General features: G+C 72.7%; 17 protein-coding genes and 1 pseudogene. 7 read left to right on the top strand and 11 right to left on the bottom strand.

The genetic code is table 11. From position 1 onward, the window contains the following. Nucleotides 1-260: pseudogene (locus B0E54_RS22825) on the bottom strand (hypothetical protein); the annotation flags it as partial. A 155-nt stretch (nt 261-415) separates the two neighbouring features. On the opposite strand from B0E54_RS22825, the gene B0E54_RS22830 reads away from it, so the two are divergent. After that, a complete protein-coding gene (locus tag B0E54_RS22830) occupies nt 416-1,615 on the top strand; it encodes a hypothetical protein (protein WP_374109304.1) in 1,200 nt (399 codons plus the stop codon). 174 nt (nt 1,616-1,789) lie between these two features. Here the strand turns inward: B0E54_RS22830 and dxs are convergent, their stop codons facing one another. The 3 genes from dxs to B0E54_RS22845 all read right to left on the bottom strand — a co-directional run bounded on the left by dxs (nt 1,790) and on the right by B0E54_RS22845 (nt 7,160). Further along, nucleotides 1,790-3,736 (bottom strand): 1-deoxy-D-xylulose-5-phosphate synthase, encoded by a 1,947-nt coding sequence (gene dxs, locus B0E54_RS22835; RefSeq protein WP_234587931.1) that lies wholly within the window; start codon nt 3,734-3,736, stop codon nt 1,790-1,792. Nucleotides 3,737-3,817: 81 nt separating this feature from the next. Beyond that, the gene (locus B0E54_RS22840; protein WP_374109305.1) at nt 3,818-5,098 is read right to left on the bottom strand and encodes a class I SAM-dependent RNA methyltransferase; all 1,281 of its coding nucleotides are present in this window, start codon (nt 5,096-5,098) and stop codon (nt 3,818-3,820) included. Continuing rightward, nucleotides 5,091-7,160 (bottom strand): APC family permease, encoded by a 2,070-nt coding sequence (locus B0E54_RS22845; RefSeq protein ID WP_234587932.1) that lies wholly within the window; start codon nt 7,158-7,160, stop codon nt 5,091-5,093. The genes B0E54_RS22840 and B0E54_RS22845 overlap by 8 nt, the downstream gene beginning before the upstream one ends. Nucleotides 7,161-7,333: 173 nt before the next feature. On the opposite strand from B0E54_RS22845, the gene B0E54_RS22850 reads away from it, so the two are divergent. After that, nucleotides 7,334-7,999 carry a TrkA family potassium uptake protein gene (locus B0E54_RS22850; protein WP_234587934.1) on the top strand — a complete coding sequence of 222 codons (666 nt, stop codon included), beginning with the start codon at nt 7,334-7,336 and terminating at the stop codon, nt 7,997-7,999. 3 nt (nt 8,000-8,002) lie between these two features. Next, entirely contained in the window at nt 8,003-8,692 is a 690-nt protein-coding gene (locus B0E54_RS22855) for a TrkA family potassium uptake protein (RefSeq protein ID WP_234587936.1), read from the top strand. 27 nt (nt 8,693-8,719) lie between these two features. Here B0E54_RS22855 and B0E54_RS22860 read toward each other — a convergent pair whose 3' ends face one another. The 4 genes from B0E54_RS22860 to dut form a co-directional block, all read right to left on the bottom strand. Then, nucleotides 8,720-9,406 (bottom strand): DUF3159 domain-containing protein, encoded by a 687-nt coding sequence (locus B0E54_RS22860; RefSeq protein WP_234587938.1) that lies wholly within the window; start codon nt 9,404-9,406, stop codon nt 8,720-8,722. Between the two features lie 25 nt (nt 9,407-9,431). Continuing rightward, a complete protein-coding gene (locus B0E54_RS22865; RefSeq protein WP_234587941.1) occupies nt 9,432-9,812 on the bottom strand; it encodes an OB-fold nucleic acid binding domain-containing protein in 381 nt (126 codons plus the stop codon). 126 nt (nt 9,813-9,938) lie between these two features. Continuing rightward, a complete protein-coding gene (locus B0E54_RS22870; protein ID WP_234587943.1) occupies nt 9,939-10,613 on the bottom strand; it encodes a DUF3710 domain-containing protein in 675 nt (224 codons plus the stop codon). Between the two features lie 25 nt (nt 10,614-10,638). Next, nucleotides 10,639-11,175: a dUTP diphosphatase gene (gene dut, locus B0E54_RS22875; RefSeq protein ID WP_234587945.1), complete on the bottom strand. Its 537-nt coding sequence runs from the start codon at nt 11,173-11,175 to the stop codon at nt 10,639-10,641. Nucleotides 11,176-11,259: 84 nt separating this feature from the next. On the opposite strand from dut, the gene B0E54_RS22880 reads away from it, so the two are divergent. Then, the gene (locus tag B0E54_RS22880; protein ID WP_374109306.1) at nt 11,260-11,793 is read left to right on the top strand and encodes a DUF3093 domain-containing protein; all 534 of its coding nucleotides are present in this window, start codon (nt 11,260-11,262) and stop codon (nt 11,791-11,793) included. A 19-nt stretch (nt 11,794-11,812) separates the two neighbouring features. On the opposite strand, the gene B0E54_RS22885 is transcribed toward B0E54_RS22880, so the two are convergent. Beyond that, on the bottom strand, nt 11,813-12,610 hold the full coding sequence (locus B0E54_RS22885; RefSeq protein ID WP_234587949.1) for a hypothetical protein: 798 nt from the start codon (nt 12,608-12,610) through the stop codon (nt 11,813-11,815). Nucleotides 12,611-12,730: 120 nt separating this feature from the next. Continuing rightward, a complete protein-coding gene (locus tag B0E54_RS22890; protein ID WP_007075406.1) occupies nt 12,731-13,027 on the bottom strand; it encodes a DUF4193 domain-containing protein in 297 nt (98 codons plus the stop codon). Nucleotides 13,028-13,462: 435 nt separating this feature from the next. On the opposite strand from B0E54_RS22890, the gene B0E54_RS22895 reads away from it, so the two are divergent. Further along, nucleotides 13,463-13,981, top strand: coding sequence for a LytR C-terminal domain-containing protein (locus tag B0E54_RS22895; RefSeq protein ID WP_234587991.1), 519 nt, complete (start codon nt 13,463-13,465; stop codon nt 13,979-13,981). Nucleotides 13,982-14,034: 53 nt separating this feature from the next. Here the strand turns inward: B0E54_RS22895 and B0E54_RS22900 are convergent, their stop codons facing one another. Next, entirely contained in the window at nt 14,035-14,856 is an 822-nt protein-coding gene (locus tag B0E54_RS22900) for an inositol monophosphatase family protein (RefSeq protein WP_234587951.1), read from the bottom strand. Nucleotides 14,857-15,145: 289 nt separating this feature from the next. Between B0E54_RS22900 and B0E54_RS22905 the strand changes: the two genes are divergently transcribed. Next, a complete protein-coding gene (locus B0E54_RS22905) occupies nt 15,146-16,762 on the top strand; it encodes an RNA polymerase sigma factor (RefSeq protein ID WP_234587952.1) in 1,617 nt (538 codons plus the stop codon). A 245-nt stretch (nt 16,763-17,007) separates the two neighbouring features. Beyond that, complete coding sequence (locus B0E54_RS22910; protein WP_234587953.1) at nt 17,008-17,241, top strand: hypothetical protein; 234 nt, start codon at nt 17,008-17,010, stop codon at nt 17,239-17,241. The last annotated feature ends 73 nt before the right edge of the window (nt 17,242-17,314 follow it).

Here is a 17,314-nt window from a genome sequence, read left to right on the forward strand (position 1 = left end):
GCCGGCGCTGCCGGGGTCTCGGCCGGCGCTGCCGGTGGGGCTTCGGCCGGCGCGGCGGCGACCGTCGTCGTGGCGGGCTCGGGCTCGCGCCCAACGGTGCGTACGCGGGCGCCGGCATGGGAGGCCGGAGCGGCGGTGCCGCCGGGAGCGCCGACGGCCCTGGCCCGGGAAGCGGTGGGAGTGTGGTGGCTCACTGTCTCGTCGGGGCCGGCCGCCTCCGGGTGCGGCGCGGACAGGGCGCGGGACTCGGCAGGCGTCACAGTCGGCGGAGTCTACCCGAGCGGCGAAAAGGCACTAAAGCCCCGGTGACGTCCATTGTGGTGGGTGCGGGACCGGCCAGCGGCGGCGTCGCGTCGGACATCTCGTACTATGGCGCTTTCCCACAACGACGGCGAGGCGATCGGGGGCGGATCAGGTGACTCCGGGCCGCCGGCACGGCAGGGCGCTCAGCGTCCTGCTGACCGCGCTGTTGACCGCCACCGCGTGCGGTCCCGTCGCGGAGCGCACGCCCCGCGACCTGCGGGTGGGGTACGACAGCCTCGACGGCACGCTTGCCGTGTGGCCGCCCCGCGGCGACCTGGCCGGTGACGCGGCGGCGACGGCGGCGGTCACCAGGGCCGTCCGCGACTGGCGCTCACCGGCCGACGACCGGGCGCACCTGCCCTCGTCCGGCATCCTCTTCTCGGGCCGGGTCGACGGGGCGCCGGTGGCCCTGGTCGCGGCCGACGTGCCCGGCGAGAGCGCGTCCTGGCTGCTGCAACTCGCCGGCGACGGTGGCCGGTACGCGATCGCCCGCGCCACCGAGTACACCGACCCCGGCTACCTGGTCTACTCCGACGTGCTGCCGGTGCAGACGGCCGGTGGTCGGCGCTATCTGGTCTCCGCCCGCGTGCAGCAACTGCTCGGCCCGCAGGGCCGGGCGCTGACCGTCGCCGACGGCCTCAGCGCCCCGGTGGACGTGCCGGCCTGCACGGCGGTGGGCGTGACGGCGACCCTGCGGGCCACCGAGTCGCTGCCCCGTGGGCGGGCCGCCGACCGGCTGCTGGACCTGGGCACCGGCACGACCGACCCGCGCTATCCGCTGGTCCGTGACGAGTCCGGCGCGGGCCGGCGGGCGCTCACCGGCCTGGACACCTGCGTGCTGGCCGGCGAGCGGGGTCCGTTCGGCAGCATCCCGCGCCGGATCGGCGACCGGGACGCGCCGAAGTCGGTGCCGACGTCCTGGCCGATGGCGAAGCTCTCGGTCCGCTCACTCGGCGAGGTGGCTCTGGGCGGTGGCGAGCCGGCCGAGTTGCAGCAGCTCAGCTGGGACACCGACGCCGGCATGATGACCGCTGTCGTCTACCGGCCGGCGGACGGGAGCGCGCCGGTGGTCTCGCCGGCCGACCGGGCCACGCCGTTGCAGACGTACCAGCTGCCGGTGCCCGGCCAGCCCCTGGTGGTGCTCAGCTGGCGGGCCACCCGGGACAGCTCCCTCTCGGTGCCGCCGGGCACCCCGCTGCTGGTGGAGCGTCCCGGCCTGGTGGTCGTCCCCGAGCCGGACAGCACCCAGACCTACAGCCTGGCCAACACCGACAAGACCCACTACCGCTCGGTAAGCCCCCGCCCGCGCTAACCCCCACACCCCCCACCCGGTCGATCATGAACTGGTGGTGGGCGTTGAATACTTATTCGCCCCTTTTGCGAGGGACCACAACTCCATGATCGACCGGGCAGGGGTATGGCGGGGAACGCCGGCGGCGGGCGCCCCGTAGGGGTGCCCGCCGCCGGGTCGAGCTGGACAGTCGAGCTAGTTCTGGGCTGCCGTGTCGCTGGGGGTCAGCCGGTCCGGGCTGGCGTCCAGGCCGGAGATCCAGCCGGTGACGTTCCGGGCGACGTCCTGGGCGGTCAGGCCGAGGTCGGCGAGGATCTGCGCACGGGTGCCGTGCGGGTGCCAGTCGGCCGGTACGCCCAGGTCCTTGAGCGGCACCCGGACGTCGGCGTCGCGCATGGCCTGGCCGAGGGCGTCGCCGACACCGCCGACGCGGACGCCGTCCTCGACGCTGACCACGAGGCGGTGCCGGGCGGCCAGCTCGACCAGCTCGGCCGGCACCGGGCGGACCCAGCGGGGGTCGACGACGGTGACCCCGTAGCCGTGCTCGGCGACCCGGGCCGCGACCTCCATGCCCAGCTGACCGAAGGAGCCGACGGCGACGAGCAGCACGTCGGTACGCGCCGACTCGGCCAGCACGTCGACCGGGCCGACCCGGCGCACGGCCGGCAGGTCGGCGGCGACAGTGCCGGTGGGGAACCGCACGACTGTCGGGCCGTCGTCGACGGCCAGCGCCTCGCGCAGCTCCTCCCGCAGCGTGGCGGCGTCCCGGGGAGCGGCGATCCGCAGGCCGGGCACCACGCCGAAGACCGACATGTCCCAGATGCCGTAGTGGCTGGGGCCGTCCGGGCCGGTGATGCCCGCGCGGTCCAGCACGAAGGTCACCGGCAGCTTGTGCATCGCCACGTCCAGCAGGACCTGGTCGAAGGCGCGGTTGAGGAAGGTGGCGTAGACCGCGACCACCGGGTGCAGCCCACCCAGCGCCAGACCGGCCGCCGAGGTGGCGGCGTGCTGCTCGGCGATGCCCACGTCGTACACCCGCTCGGGGTACTTGCGGGCCAGCTTGGCGATGCCGGTCGGCTCGGCCATGGCGGCGGTGATGCCCACCACGTCCGGGCGCTCGTCGGCGATGGCCAGCAGCTCGTCGGCGAAGACGTGGGTCCACTTCACCGAGGGGGCGGCCAGCAGCGTGCCGGTCTCCACGTCGAAGGCGCTGCTCGGGCCGTGCAGGCAGTCGGCCTCGTCCTCCTCGGCGGGGCGGTAGCCGTAGCCCTTGCGGGTGACCGCGTGCACGATCACCGGGCCGCCGAAGTTCTTCGCCGCGCGCAGCGCCGACTCGACGGCCGCCACGTCGTGCCCGTCCACCGGGCCGACGTACTTGATGCCGAGGTCCTCGAACATGGCCTGCGGGGCGACCGCGTCCTTGATGCCCTTCTTGACCGCGTGCAGCACCTCGTACATCGGCTTGCCGACCAGCGGGGTGGAGCCCAGGGCGTCCTTGACCGTGTCGAGGACCTTCTCGTAGCCGGGGTTGAGCCGCAACGAGGAGAGGTGGTCGGCCAGGCCGCCGATGGTCGGCGAGTAGGACCGCCCGTTGTCGTTGACCACGATGACCAGGGAGTTGCCGGCGGTGGCGATGTTGTTCAGCGCCTCCCAGCACATGCCGCCGGTCAGCGCGCCGTCACCGACCACTGCCACGACGCTGCGCGCCTCACCCCGCAGGGCGTACGCCTTGGCCAGGCCGTCGGCGTAGGAGAGCGCGGTGGAGGCGTGCGAGTTCTCGATGAGGTCGTGCTCGCTCTCGGCCTGGCTGGGGTAGCCGGAGAGGCCACCGCGCTGGCGGAGCTTGTCGAAGCCGGCCTGGCGCCCGGTGATGATCTTGTGAACGTACGCCTGGTGGCCGGTGTCGAACAGGAGCCGGTCCCGGGGGGAGTCGAAGACGCGGTGCATGGCCAGCGTCAGCTCGACCACACCGAGGTTGGGCCCGACGTGCCCGCCGGTGCGGGAGACCTTGGCGATCAGGAAGTCGCGGATCTCCGCGGCGAGCACATCCAGCTCCTCGCCCGACATCCGCTTGACGTCCTGCGGACCGCGGACCGTCCCCAGCAACCGGCCGTGGTTGGCCGTGTCCTCTTCAACACTCATGACCGGAGAGTCTATCGGCCGTCCGACACTCCGCAGCCTGGCCCGAGCCGTACGCACCGCGGTGGGCCGCTGAGCGCCTGGTCAGGGCCGGTCCACATCAGGAGCGTCGACCGGCAGCAGGAGGCCCACCAGCTCGACGTGCTGGGTCATCGGGAACAGGTCGAAGCCGCGCAGCGCGGCCAGCCGCCAGCCCAGCTCGGCGAAGGTGCGCACGTCCCGGGCGAAGGCGGCCGGGTCGCACGCCACGTACGCGACGGCCCGCGGACCGGCGGCGACGATGTCGCGCACCACCGGGGCGCCCGCGCCGGAGCGCGGCGGGTCGAGCACCACCACGTCGACCGGGCCGGTGATCCGTCGGCGGGCCAGCGCGGTCTCCACCCGGGCGGCGACCACCTCGACCCGGGGCAGGTCGGCCAGGTTCACCCGGGCCGCGTCCACCCCGGTCGGGCTCGACTCGACAAGGGTGACCCGCGCGTCGCCGACCCGGCCGGCGAGGGCCGCCGCGAACAGCCCGGCCCCGCCGTAGAGGTCCCAGGCCACCTCGCCCGGACGCGGGTCGAGCAGCTCCAGCACGGCAGTGGACAGGGTGTCCGCCGCGGCCGGGTGCACCTGCCAGAAGGCGGACGCGGGCAGCGCCCAGTCCCGCCCGGCGGCCACCTCGCGGACCTCGGTCGGCCCGCTCACCGGCGTGGCCACCCCGTCGCGGACCTCGGCGACGCTCACGTCCCCGCCGGTGCTGGCGACGGTCTCCACCGCCTCGGCCGCCGGCCAGCGCGTGCCGGTCGGGGTGAGCACGGGCAGCTGCTGGATTGCCGGGTGGGCGATCCGGCAGCGATCGATCGGCACGACCTCGTGCGAGCGGTGCTTGAGCAGGCCGGCGCGGTCCGCGGCGTCGACCGCGTAGCGGACCCGCGATCGCCAGCCCAGCGACCCGCCCGGCAGCGCCTCGACCTGGACGCCCAGCCGGTCCAGCTCGGCGTCGGCGAGCCCGCCGAGGCGGACCAGCTGCTCGCGCACGACCGCGGTCTTCCAGGCCAGCTGCGCGTCCGGGGCGACGTGTTGCAGATCGCAGCCGCCGCAGGCGCCCGGCCTCGCGTACGGGCAGGGCGGCTCCACCCGGTCCGGTGAGGGGTCCAGCACGGTCACCGCGTCGGCCCGGACGAACCCCCGGTGCACCTCGGTGACCTCGGCGATCACCCGCTCACCGGGCAGCGCGTGCCGGACGAACACCACCTGCCCGTCCACCCGGGCCACGCAGTGCCCGCCGGGGGCTACCGCGTCGACTGTCAGCTCGACCCGCTCCGCCTCCGCCAGGCCCCGTTCGGTAGCGGCCGTCACGGATGGCGTGGTCCGCTCAGTCACGGCCGTTCCCGACCGTCTCGCTGTCCACCGGGCCGGACTCGTCCGGCGGCGGCGCGGTGACCGCTGGTGGCACGGTGCCCCGCGGCCCGCGCGCGGGCGTACGGGAGAGCGTGGCGTCCAACCGGTCCAGGTTCTTGCTGGCGGTCGAGGCGAGCTGCCACGGGACGCTGACCACCATCACCCCCGGTTCGAAGAGCAGTCGACCCTTGAGGCGCAGCGCGCTCTGGTTGTGCAACAGGTTCTCCCACCAGCGCCCCACCACGTACTCGGGGATGAAGACGGTGACGACGTCGCGCGGTGACGAACGACGGGTCGAGGCGACGAAGTCCAGGATCGGCCGGGTGATCTCCCGGTACGGTGAGTCGACAACTGTGAGCGGGATCGCCATCTCCCGCCGCTCCCAGTCGGCCTGCAGGTCGCGGGTGTCCTTCTCGTCCACGTTGACGGTCACCGCGGTCAGCGTGTCCGGCCGGGTGGCCCGGGCGTACGCGATGGCCCGCAGCGTCGGCTGGTGCAGCTTGCTGACCAGCACGATCGCGTGGTTCCGGGCAGGCAGCACGGCCCGGCCCTCGTCCGGCGGGGTCAGCTCGGTGGCGACCCGGTCGTAGTGCCGGCGGATGGCCAGCATCAGCGCGTAGATCACCGCCATCGCCGCGATCGCGATCCAGGCGCCGAGCAGGAACTTGGTGATCAGGACGATCACCAGCACCGTGCCGGTCAGACCCATGCCGAAGGTGTTGATGGCCCGGGAGCGGTGCATCCGCTTGCGCGCCTCCGGGTCCCGCTCGGTGCGCAGGCGCCGGTTCCAGTGTCGGATCATGCCGGCCTGGGAGACGGTGAACGAGACGAAGACGCCGACGATGTAGAGCTGGATGAGGCGGGTCACCTCGGCCTGGAACCCGACGATCAGCACGATCGCGAAGAGGGCGAGCGAGGTGATGCCGTTGGAGAAGGCCAACCGGTCGCCCCGGGTGTGGAACTGGCGGGGCAGGTAGCGGTCCTGGGCGAGGATCGAGCCGAGCACCGGGAAACCGTTGAACGCGGTGTTCGCGGCCAGGAAGAGGATGAGCGCGGTCATCCCGGCCACCACGTAGAGCAGGAACGAGCCGGAGCCGAAGACCGTCTCGCCGAGCTGGGTGGTCACCGTCTTCTGCACGTACCCGTCGGGGCCCGAGACGATCTGCAGGGCCGGGTCCTCGACGAACTGCAGGTGGGTCAGCCGGGCCAGCCAGATGATCCCGACGAGCAGGCTCACCGCGATCGCGCCCAGCAGCAGCAGCGTGGTGGCGGCGTTGCGGCTCTTGGGCGCCTTGAACGCGGGCACGCCGTTGGAGATCGCCTCCACGCCGGTGAGCGCGGCGGCGCCCGAGCTGAACGTCCGCAGCAGCAGGAAGACCAGCGCGAACCCGGTCACACTGTGCTCGGCCTGGATGACCAGGTCGGCGCTGGGCGCACGGAGGTCGTCACCCAGGACGAAGACGCGGAACAGGCCGGTGAGCAGCATTCCGCCCATCACGATCACGAAGCCGTACGTGGGGATGGCGAACGCGGTGCCCGACTCGCGCAGTCCGCGCAGGTTGACGGCGGTCAGCAGGACCACCGCGAGCACCGCGATCATGACCTTGTGGGTGGCCACGAAGGGCACCACCGAGCCGAGGTTCGCCACGCCGGAGGAGACCGACACGGCCACGGTGAGCACGTAGTCGACAAGCAGGGCGCTGGCCACGCCGACCCCGAACTTCGGTCCGAGGTTGACCGTGGCCACCTCGTAGTCGCCGCCGCCGGAGGGGTAGGCGTGCACGTTCTGCCGGTAGCTGGCCACCACCGTGAGCATCACCACGACCACCGCGAGGGCGATCCACGGGGAGAACAGGAACGCCGACGCCCCGGCGATGGACAGGGTCAGCAGGATCTCGTCAGGCGCGTACGCAACGCTGGACAGCGCGTCGGAGGCGAACACGGGCAGCGCGATGCGCTTCGGCAGGAGGGTGTGCTGCAGTCGGTCGGACCGGAACGGTCGACCGAGGAGCAGTCGCTTCAACAGCGAGGTGGGTCTGGCCACGAACGCCAAGGGTACGACCACCACGGTCCGAACGCGGGGGTGGGCGATCACGGGGGGCAGACAGGACGCGGTACGGTCGGTCCCGCTGTCGAGAAGGACGTGGCAGGCTCGGACTCGGAGCCACCGGCGGCGAAAGGGCCAGCGGCAGCGGTACGCACCTTGGGAGGGACAGCGTGCACGTCGTGATCATGGGATGTGGCCGGGTCGGGTCGACCCTCGCCCACAGCCTGGAGTCCCGGGGACACTCGGTGGCGGTGATCGACCAGGACGCCGACGCCTTCCGCCGGCTCGGCCCCGACTTCGCCGGAATCACGGTGACCGGGGCGGGCTTCGACGGCGAGGTGCTGCGCCAGGCCGGCATCGAGCGCGCGGACGCCTTCGCGGCCGTCTCCAGCGGCGACAACTCCAACATCATCTCGGCGCGGTTGGCCCGGGAGACGTTCGGCGTGTCCCGGGTCGCGGCCCGGATCTACGACCAGCGCCGGGCCCAGGTCTACGAGCGGCTGGGCATTCCCACCGTGGCGACGGTGCGCTGGACGGCCGACCGGATGCTGCGGCACCTCGTGCCCGAGGGCAACGTGGAGATCTTCCGCGACCCGACGAGCACCGTGTCGATCGTCGAGGTCCCGGTGCACAAGGAGTGGATCGGCCGACCGGTGCGCGCCCTGGAGGAGGCATCCGGCGCGCGGGTGGCCTACCTGATCCGCTTCGGCATCGGCACGCTGCCCACCGCGTCCACAGTCGTCCAGGAGGGCGACCAGGTGTTCATGCTGGTCAGCGACGACATCGTGGCGACTGTCACGTCGGTGGCGGCGACCCCGCCGGAAGGGGGGCACTGAGCCATGCGGATTGCCATCGCGGGCGCCGGCAACGTGGGTCGCTCGATCGCTCAGGAGCTGATCGAGAACGGCCACCAGGTGATGCTCATCGAACGGCAGCCGAAGATGCTCCGGCCGGACCGGGTTCCGGCCGCCGAGTGGGTGCTCGCCGACGCGTGCGAGGTGGCCAGCCTGGAGGAGGCCAACGTCGCCGGCTGCGACGTGGTGGTCGCGGCGACCGGCGACGACAAGACCAACCTGGTGCTGTCGCTGCTGGCCAAGACCGAGTTCGCGGTGCCCCGGGTGGTGGCCCGGGTCAACCGGGCGGAGAACGAGTGGCTCTTCACCGAGCAGTGGGGCGTCGACGTCGCGGTGAGCAAGCCGCGGGTGATGGCCGCCCTGGTCGAGGAGGCAGTCACCGTCGGCGACCTGGTCCGGTTGATGACCTTCCGGCAGGGCGAGGCCAACCTCGTCGAGATCACCCTCCCGCCGACCGCGCCCTACGTCGGTCAGCCCCTGCACGCGGTGCCGCTGCCCCGCGACTCCGCCCTGGTGGCGATCCTGCGCGGCAAGCGGGTCCTGGTGCCCAGCCCGGACGACCCCATCGAGGCCGGCGACGAGCTGATCTTCGTCTGCACCGCCGAGGTGGAGGACGACGTCCGCGCGGTCATCCTCGGTCCGGACAGCGTCGAGCGGACCCGCGGCTCCCACTGAGCCGCGGGGCGCGGGCGGCGCTGTCGCTCAGGCGCCCGGCAGCGGGGTGGGTTGCGGCTCCCGGGTGACCCGGCGCACCGTCCAGACGGTGATGAGCAGCAGCAGCGCGTACGGCGGGTAGCCCAGCGCCAGCCGGGCCACGCCTAGCGCCGTGTCCTGGTGGGCCAGGTAGAGCCCGGCCTGCACGCCCACCTTGGCGAGCCACACCACGCCCCAGAGCACGGTCAGCCGGGTGAAGACGCGCACCAGCTTCGGGTCGGCCCGCCACTCGGAGCGGCCCTTGGCGACCAGCACCGACCAGATCCACCCGACGAGGGGCTGGCGGATGGCCGCCGAGATCAGCAGGGCGATGCCGTAGCCGATGCCGTAGAGGATGCCGGGAAGGTAGAAATCCCGCTCGTCGCCGGTGCGCCAGGCGATGGCGGCGCCGATACCGACCCCGAACAGCCCGTTGACCGCGTGCCGGATCGGCCGGCGCTGAGCCAGCCGCAACCCGGCGATCAGCAGCGCGACGGCCACCGAGGCGATCACGGCGGGCCGCAGGTCGCCGATGATGTTGGCGAGCACGAAGACGACCACCGGGATGCTGGACTCGACAAGCCCCCGCCAGCCGCCGAGCTGGTCGGCCATCTGCTCGGCGATCGTGGGCAGCGGCTCGTCGTCCTGCGGAGGATCGGTCTCCGGCTGTGCTGCCCGGTGCTGTCCCGTCGTCATGCCCGGCCTTCCGTCCGCGGTGCCGTCACTTCGGCGAGTCCAGCTCGTAGTACGGGTTGTAGATGACCTTGCGGTCGTCGCGCATCGCCACCCGGCCGCGCGCGGTCAGGTGCCGCCCCGGCTCGATCCCGGAGATGTGCCGCCGCCCCAGCCAGACCAGGGTGACGACGTCGCTGCCGTCGTACAGGTCGGCCTCGAGGGTGGGCAGGTTGGTGCGCGGCGTGTAGACCACTGTGCGCAGCCGACCGGCCACCGAGACCACCTGGCCCCGGGAGCACTGCTGGGCCAGGACACCGCCGCACTCGGCGCTCTCCTGCCGCAGCTCCTGCGCGTCGATCTCGGCCTCGCTGGCGGTGAACCGTTGCAGGATGCGCCGCAGCGACACCCGGCCCTCGTCGGTCGTCATGACCTCCGCGTCACCCTCTCCACGCTCACCGGCTCAGGCCGGCACCGGCCCAGTTCCGGCGACGCCGGAACCGTCCCGCCAGCGTACGCCGACGGGGCCGGTTCCGGCGGGCCGGTGCGCGCCCGGTCAGACCTGGCGGGGCTCGGCGGCGGCGGAGGTGTCCCCGCCCTCGGCGTCGGCCTGGTCGGCGATCTCGCGGGGCAGGCGCAGCGGCAGCGGCTCACGGACCGGCTTTGCCTCCTGCCCACGGTCGACCACCAGGCCGTCCAGGCACTCGGCGAGCGGCCCGGCGCTGGCCGGGTCGGTGGCCACCGGGCCCTGGAAGACGCCCCGGACCATCCAGCGCGGCCCGTCGACGCCGACGAACCGCAGGTTCGTCGGGCCGTCCGGGGTGCGCACCTGGGCGTGCAGCTCCGGGCCGTACTCGCCCTCGACCTCCTGGGCGGCGGCGCCGTCGCGCAGCAGCGACTGCCGGATCTCCTCGCGCACCTCGTCCCAGATCCCCTCGGACCGGGGGGCGGCGAAGACGCCGAGCTGCAGCGCGTTGTCCCCGTGCACCAGCACGACCTGCTGGATCACGCCCTGCGGGTCGGCCTGCACCCGCACCTCCACCTCGGCCACCGCCGGGATGTGCAGGCTGCCGAGGTCGAGGCGCTGCACCTCGTCGTCGACCTCGGAGATGTCGTACGGCCCGCGCACGAGCGCCGGCGCGGACGCCCCGGTGCCCTCGTCGAGGACCTCGGTGGTCCGCTCGTCGCGGGTGTGCCGCCCGGCATCGGCCCGCTTTCGGGAGAAGATCACTGCGCCCACCCTCCGCTGTTCACAATCACCCTGCCACCTCTTCCGTCTGCCCGTGGCCCGGCTCGGCCCGCCGCTGGTCGGCCCACTCCTGGCCGGCCGGTGACGGCACCAGCTGAGCGTGCCCGCCGGTCGAGCCGTGCCCGCCGGACCCGCGCGAGGACCCGGGCAGCTCGGCCACCGGCTCGAACCGCGCCCGGGCGACCCGCTGGATCACGAGCTGGGCGATCCGGTCGCCACGGGAGATCTTCGCGGGCGTGTCCCGATCATGATTGATCAGGTTGACCATGATCTCACCCCGGTAGCCGGCGTCGACCGTACCGGGCGCGTTGAGCACCGTCACGCCGAGCCTGGCCGCCAGGCCGGACCGCGGATGGACCAGGCCCACGTACCCGTCCGGCAGGGCGACGGCCACGCCGGTGGGCACCAGGGCCCGACCGCCGGGCGGCAGCTCCACGTCCGCGGCGGCCACCAGGTCGGCCCCGGCGTCGCCGGGATGGGCGTACGTGGGCAGCGGCAGCTCGGCATCGAGCAGCCGTACGGGCACGGGTACGACGTCGGTCACGGGTCCCCTCTTCGTCCGGTTGTCTCCGGTGACCCTGCCATCCTGCCGGTTGGCCGGCCCGCCGTGCGCCGTACCCTCGCAGGAGTGAGCATGTCGCCCTCTCCGTCCGCCGATCGGCCGCCGGCGCCGGCCCGTCCGGCGTACGCCGAACGGCTGGACCTGCCCTGGTGGCTGTGGTTGACCGGGCTGGTGGCCGCCGCGCTGCTGGCCGTCGAGATCTGGATGGGCGCCGGCGGCGTCCGCGCCTGGCTGCCGTTCGCCGTGCTGTTGCCGCTCACCGCCGCCGGGCTGTGGTGGGTGGGCCGGATCCGCGTCGCGGTCGTCGACGCCGAGCTGCGGGTGGACGACGCCCGCCTGCCGGTGCGCTTCGTGGCCGACGTGATCCCGTTGGACGTCGCCGGTCGCCGTGAGGTGCTCGGTGTGGGCGCGGACCCTCTCGCCTTCGTGGTGCAGCGGCCCTGGATCGGCGGCGCCGTGCAGGTGGTGCTCGACGACCCGGCCGACCCGACCCCCTTCTGGGTGGTGAGCACGAGGCGTCCGGTCGAGCTGGCCGAGGCGGTGCTGGCCGCGCGGGACGCCGGCCGGCCCGTCGACCGTACGGCCGGCGAGCCGGGCTGACCGACGCCGGCGACCCCGCTCAGGTGCCCGTCGGCGGGCCGGGCAGGGCCGGCGGCGGCGCCGGCCGGGCGATGCCGCGGCGGCGCAGGTCCACCTGGAGCTGGTCGGCCATCTGCCGGGTGGCCCGGCGGTTGAGGAAGCTGGCCACCGCCGCGCCGGTCAGGAACGGCCCGAGGGTGGTGAGGTTGCGCCCGAAGCGGCGCAGCAGCATGTCGCGCATCTCCTTGCGGGCTGCGGTGCCGAGCACCGCGCCCACCCCCACGCCGGGCACCATCGGGTTGACGCCGCGCTGGGTGGCCCAGGAGTGCACCAGGGCGACCGCTCGTTGGCTGCCGGCGCCCGGCAGCGACACGCCGTGGAGCTCGTGCAGCTCACCGATCAGTTTCAGCTCCACCGCCACGACGGCGACGGTCTCGGCGGCGAGCAGCACGGGCGCGGAGAGCAGCGTGGGTGCGACGGTCCATTCGACGGCGGCGACTCCCCCGCCGGCCGCGCCGATCCCGGCCGTGGCGCGGGAGGCGTTGCGGATCAGTCGCTCGGCCAGGGCGGCGTCGTCCAGGCCGGGAAAGTGTCGACGCAGGGTGGCCAGGTCCCGCACCGGTACGTGCGGGGCGATCTCGGCCACCGTGTCGGTCATCCAGCGCACGGCGGCGCGGGGCTTGAACAGGTCGGAAATGCCTCGGCTGCGGGCCTGCCCCACCATCCGGGTGAGCAGTTGCCGCCGCCGGGCCGGCTCGATGTCGTCCGCGGTCAACGCCGCGACGGTGGCGCCGAGATCGTCCGCGCCGTCGCCGGTGGTGTCGCCTCGATCGCTCATGGGTCGGACCTCCCGGTGGTGTGGCTACCCGCTACGAGTCAAGCAGGTACCCACCGGCGTTGCATGCCTACACCGGTAGCGGCGGCCCCGATCAGGAGGCCGCCGCCGGTGTCGTGAGTGTCAGACGCACTCTCGGCAGATCAGCTCGCCGTTGCGCTCGACCGCCAGCTGGCTGCGATGGTGAACCAGGAAGCAGCGGGCGCACCGGAACTCGTCCTGCTGCATCGGTAGCACCTTGACAGTGAGCTCCTCGTCGGCCAGGTCGGCACCGGGCAGCTCGAAGCTCTCGGCGACCTCGGCCTCGTCGACGTCCACCGCGCCCGACTGTGAGTCGACGCGCCGGGCCTTGAGCTCTTCCAGGCTGTCCTCGCCGAGGTCGACCTCGTCGCGACGCGGAGCGTCGTAGTCGGTGGCCATCGGATGTCACTCTCCCATATCGATGTTGTCGCTTCCGGTTGTAACGCCGGACGACGCTGTTTCGGTTCCGCTGGCCGGCAACCACTTGTGTCGGGCACCCGACCCGGGGGACCGTACGGGTCGGGACCGCTGGGGCCACTCCCCTGCGAGCGCGGAACCTTACCCCCCCTTGGGCGAGGCATGTATACCGCCCTTGTGGCTGAGATGTACGCCCCCGCACGCCAAGTTGTTCCCAATGTGATTCAGGCGACACGAAGATAGGGGTAGTAGTACCCGGTTCACGGTCGCCGCGCCGGCATGTCGGACTGTTTCCACGCGACGGCCGGACAACCGTTAACCTCAGCGGCGTATTCGACGGCCGGCGGTCAGTGCGATCGTTGGCGGCCGCCGCCACCCACCTGAGGTCTCGGGAGCGCCCAGATGAGTTTTGCGCGAGTGCGGGCACTCGTCGTCGTCGGCCTGCTGGGGGTCCTGGCCCTGGCGTTCGTGATCACCGCGATCGTCCGCGACAGCCAGGGCGAGGCCGGCGCGGCGGGCGGCTGCCCGGACGGTTGGCCGTTGGCCGACGTCACGCTGCACGAGCCCAAGGATGTCAAGATCAACGTCCTGAACGCGACAATCGAGCCGGGCCGGGCCGGCGCCGTCGCGGACGACTTCCGCAACCGCAAGTTCCAGGTCAAGAAGGTCGGCAACGCGCCCAAGGGCATCGACGACGTCGCCGTGCTGAAGTTCGGACCCAAGGGTGTCAGCTCCGCCCACCTGCTCAAGGCGTACTTCCTCAACAACGCCGAGCCGGTCTACGACGAGAAGCGCACGGACGACGTGGTCGACGTGGTGTTGGGCAACGGCTTCCAGCAGCTCGCCACCACCACCGAGGTCAACCAGTCCCTCGGCGACCTGGGCCCGCCTGTCGCGCCGGCCGGTTCCTGCCCGTCCCCCGCCGCCAAGAAGTGACGGCGTAACCGGGACGCCCGCGCCGGGCGTCCCGGTCCACGACGGCGGCGCGGTCAGGGGCCGCCGGACGCGTCCAGGGCGGCCAGCCGGTCGTGCAGCTCGGCGAACAGGGCGGGCGGGGCCGCGATCACCAGATCCGGGCCGGGCGAGCTACCCGCCAGGCCGGAGACCCGCACGCCCGCCTCGGCGGCCACCAGCCCGCCGGCGGCCAGGTCCCAGGCGGCCAGGCCCTTCTCGAAGTACGCGTCCAGCCGCCCCTCGGCCACCAGGCAGAGGTCCAGGGCGGCCGCTCCGAGGCGGCGGATGTCCCGCACCGACGCGATCAGCCCGGCCACCACCGACGCCTGGTGCGCCCGCCGACCGGCGTCGTAGCCGAAGCCGGTGCCGACCAGCGCCTGCCCCAGGTCCGTCTCCCCGGAGCAGCGCAGCCGGACGCCGTCGCGCCAGGCGCCGCCGCCCGCGGTGGCGGTCCACTCCTCGCCGGTGTTCACGTTGCGCACCACGCCGGCGACCACCACCCCGTCCACCTCGGCCGCCAGCGACACCGCGCTGTACGGCAACCCGTAGAGGTAGTTCACGGTGCCGTCGATCGGGTCGACGATCCACCGCACGCCGTCCGGCTCCGCCGGACCGGTGGCCTGCGTGCCGTACTCCTCGCCCAGGACCGCGTCCCCCGGCCGCAACGCGCGCAGCGCGTCGAGGACCTGCCGCTCGACGGCGCGGTCCGCCGCCGTGACCACGTCGGTGACCGTGCTCTTGGTCGCCGCCACGGACACGCCCTCGGCCCGCATCCGGTACGCGGTGGCCGCGGCGTCCCGAGCCACCTCGATCGCGATCGCCAACAGTTCCCGCGGTGGCGGCGCCGAACGGTCCATTCCAGGGTCCCCTTCCCGTACGACCGGGGCGTTCCGGGCCGTGCGCGAGTATCATCCTTACAAAGTCCACATCTGCGCCGAATCGGCGGTCCCGCCGACGTTACGCCGTGCGGCGCAGGATGATCGCCGCAGACGGCGTTACAATTCACCCCTGCCCACGCGCCACGGACCGCCGACCACCGGCCGGCCCGGGACACGGGGGTCCCTCAACCACATCGCCCGGCCCGGTTGCCCCACGCTGTGCCGGACGATCCGGCCGTGCCCGCTCTTCGCCTCCGGAAGGTCATTCGTGACAGAACCCCGCCAGCCCGGCGCCGACGTTCGCTCGCTCACCGACACCCTGATCGCCCACGCGCAGAGCGCCGGTGGTCAGCTCACGTCGGCTCAGCTCGCGCGCACCGTCGAGACCGCCGAGGTGACTCCGGCCCAGGCCAAGAAGATCCTGCGGGCGCTCTCCGAGGCGGGAGTGACCGTCGTGGTGGACGGCTCGGCGAGCACCCGCCGCCGGGTCGCCGCGGCCCGCTCGACGACCCCCGCGTCCCGGGCCACCACCGCCAAGACCACCAAGAAGGCCGCCGCGCCCGCCCCGAAGCAGGCGCCCGCCTCCGACGAGGCGCCGTCGACGCCGGCGCCGCGCAAGGTGGCCGCTCGCAAGGCCGCCGGCAGCACCGCCGAGGTCGCCGCCGCAGCGGCCACCCCGGCGAAGGCGACCAAGTCGACCCGCGCCACCAAGGCGACGGTCGCCGCGGCGGCCGGAGCCAAGCCGGTCAAGGCCGGCGGCAAGGCCAAGGGCGAGGGCGCCGAGGGTGAGATCGACCCCGAGGAGCTCGCCGCCGCCATCGAGGACGTGGTGGTGGAGGAGCCGGCCGAGCTGGCCCAGGCCGCCGAGACCGACGCCGCCGCGTCGGCCACCGACAACGACTTCGAGTGGGACGACGAGGAGTCCGAGGCGCTCAAGCAGGCCCGGCGTGACGCCGAGCTGACCGCCTCCGCCGACTCCGTCCGGGCGTACCTGAAGCAGATCGGCAAGGTCCCGCTGCTCAACGCCGAGCAGGAGGTGGAGCTGGCCAAGCGGATCGAGGCCGGGCTCTACGCCGCCGAGCAGCTGCGCGCGGCCGACGAGGGCGAGGAGAAGCTCGCCCGGGAGATGGTCCGCGACCTGGGCTGGATCTCCCGCGACGGCGAGCGCGCCAAGAACCACCTCCTCGAGGCGAACCTCCGTCTGGTCGTCTCCCTGGCCAAGCGGTACACGGGGCGCGGTATGGCCTTCCTGGACCTCATCCAGGAGGGCAACCTCGGCCTCATCCGTGCGGTGGAGAAGTTCGACTACACCAAGGGCTACAAGTTCTCCACGTACGCCACCTGGTGGATCCGGCAGGCGATCACGCGCGCCATGGCCGACCAGGCCCGCACCATCCGTATCCCGGTGCACATGGTCGAGGTCATCAACAAGCTCGGCCGCATACAGCGCGAGCTGCTCCAGGACCTGGGCCGTGAGCCCACGCCGGAGGAGCTGGCCAAGGAGATGGACATCACACCGGAGAAGGTGCTGGAGATCCAGCAGTACGCCCGGGAGCCCATCTCGCTGGACCAGACCATCGGTGACGAGGGCGACAGCCAGCTCGGTGACTTCATCGAGGATTCCGAGGCTGTGGTCGCCGTCGACGCGGTCTCGTTCTCGCTCCTGCAGGACCAGCTCCAGCAGGTGCTGCAGACGCTGTCCGAGCGTGAGGCGGGTGTGGTCCGGCTGCGTTTCGGCCTGACCGACGGTCAGCCGCGGACGCTGGACGAGATCGGTCAGGTCTACGGGGTGACCCGGGAGCGGATCCGGCAGATCGAGTCCAAGACGATGTCCAAGCTGCGTCACCCGTCCCGGTCGCAGGTCCTGCGGGATTACCTGGACTGAGCCGGTTTCGTCAACCGGACGTGTCGTTTTGATCACCTGGTGTGCAACACCAGATGGTGATCGTCCGGATGCACGAATGTGATCGTTGACGTGGCACCCTGGGTTCACGGCACACTGTCCCTGCCATGTGTGACCTCGGTCCCCCGCGGGCACACAGGGAAGGCAGTGCCCGGCACGGGTGTTGCACGATAGGTGAGCAACGACCGAAGAGATTGTTCATCGGTGACGACCAGAGGAGGAAGGCGATGAACTCGACCCTCACGCCGCCGCCCGAGACGGTGGTTCCCCCAGCCGCCGATGAACGGTGCGACCGCTGCAATGCTGCCGGGAAGCTCCGGATCACTCTGGCGGGTGGGAGCGAACTGGTGTTCTGCGGGCACCACGCGAACAAGTACGCGGAGGATCTCGTGAAGATCACCGAGCGGTTCGCGACGGAGCCCGACTTCAGCTGGCGTGGCGCCGACCTGATGGCGAACTAAGTACTAAGTCCGCAAACCGACATAGCCGACCGGAGGCACCCCACGGGGCGCCTCCGGTCGGCTTTTCGGTATC

The organism is Micromonospora sp. MH99 (assembly GCF_021442385.1).
Lineage (GTDB): Bacteria > Actinomycetota > Actinomycetes > Mycobacteriales > Micromonosporaceae > Micromonospora.